Origin of the sequence: Streptomyces sp. NPDC048270, from assembly GCF_040652335.1 — a bacterium.
Lineage (GTDB): Bacteria > Actinomycetota > Actinomycetes > Streptomycetales > Streptomycetaceae > Streptomyces.
Genome location: NZ_JBEZLV010000128.1, coordinates 1 through 1,643 on the forward strand (window position 1 = coordinate 1; position 1,643 = coordinate 1,643).

Here is a 1,643-nt window from a genome sequence, read left to right on the forward strand (position 1 = left end):
TCCCACACGCCGAGCACCCCGATGGCCGCCAGCGCGAGCACGGCGGTCAGCGCGGTGCGCCAGGTGCCCGCCAGCAGGCCGAGCGCGCCGACCACGAGCAGGAGCAGCCACCAGGGGGTGGCCTGCAGCCCGGAGCGCAGCGGGTCGAGGATCCAGCCGGTGAAGCGGGCCGCCCAGTCGGCGGTCCCGCCGACCACCGGCACCCCGGAGTAGAGGTGGTCCGTCATCCAGCCGACCGCCCGGTTGACCGGCTCCGCGATCGGCACGGTCCAGGACTCCGGCCACAGGGACGTGCCCGCCATCCGGCCCGCGACGGCGGCGGCGACGGCCGTCAGAACGGTGAGCAGCCGCCCGTACCAGCCCTCGAACACCCGCCGCAGCAGCGGCTGCCGGTCCGAGGGGACCGGGGCGGCGCCCAGCCGGGCGCCCGCCGCGTCGGCGGTGCGGTCCAGGACCACCGCGAGCAGCACGATGGGGATGCCTGCGGCGAGCGCCGCACCCACGTCGACCGAGGCGAGGGCCTGGTAGACCCGGTCGCCGAGGCCGCCCGCGCCGATCACGGAGGCGATGACGGCCATCGACAGCGCCATCATGATGGCCTGGTTGACGCCGAGCAGGATCTGCCGGCGGGCCAGCGGGAGCCGCGCGGTCAGCAGCCGCTGCCGCCCGGTCGCACCCAGCGAGGCGGAGGCCTCCAGCACCCCGGCGTCGGCCTCGCGCAGGCCCAGCGCCGTGAGCCGGGCCATCGGCGGCGCCGCGTACACCACGGTGGCGAGCACGGCTGCCGGTACGCCGATCCCGAAGACCAGCACCATCGGCAGCAGGTACGCGAAGGCGGGCAGCACCTGCATGGTGTCGAGTACGGGGCGCAGCGCGCGGCCGGCCCGCGGCGACAGTCCGGCGGCGAGGCCGAGCAGGCCGCCGACGGCGACGGACGCGGCGACGGCCACGACCATCAGCGCGAGGGTCTGCATCGTCGGCACCCACATGCCGAGCAGCCCGCACACGGCGAAGGCGGCCACGCAGGTGACGGCGAGCCGCAAGCCCGCGAGGCGCAGGGCGACGAGGCCGGCCAGGGCGGTGACGCCGGTCCAGCCCGCGGCGAGCAGGACGACGTACACCGCGCGGACGGACACCACCACGGCGTTGCTGACGTGCCCGAAGAAGTAGAGGAAGAGCGGGTGGCCGTCCCGGTTGTCGATGATCCAGTCCCCGGCCCGGCCGAGCGGCCCGGAAAGGTCGACGGACAGCGCGGCGGGCCAGCTCCCGGCGCCGGGGAAGGCGAGCGCGAGCGCGAGCAGCGCCACCGCGGCGACGGCGAGGGGCAGGACCCGGCGGCCGGCGCGGTGGTCGAACAGCAGGGCCTTCAGGCGCAGGCGCGGCGACGCGACGGCGGAAGACCGGGTGCCGCCGGCCCGGGCGGCGCCGGACTGCCGCTGCGGCTGTCCGGCGCGGGCCTGGCGTTCGGGTTTGTGTGCGGGTCTCGTGGTCGTGCTCATCCGTGCCACCGCCCCGTGCCGGGGGCGCCGGTATGGCGGGCGTGGGTACGGCGGGTCATGCCGCCACCCCCCGCCCGGCCGCGGCCGGCAGACCGGCCACCACCGCGAGCAGCCCCGCGTCGTCGACGACGCCCAGGCAGCGGC

1 protein-coding gene is annotated in these 1,643 nt (G+C 77.2%); it reads right to left on the reverse strand.

Annotated features, from left to right (window positions below):
• Positions 1-1,499: ABC transporter permease subunit (locus tag AB0D66_RS34530; RefSeq protein WP_362311098.1), on the reverse strand; the 1,499-nt coding region annotated here is incomplete at its 3' end.
• Positions 1,500-1,643: the final 144 nt, after the last annotated feature.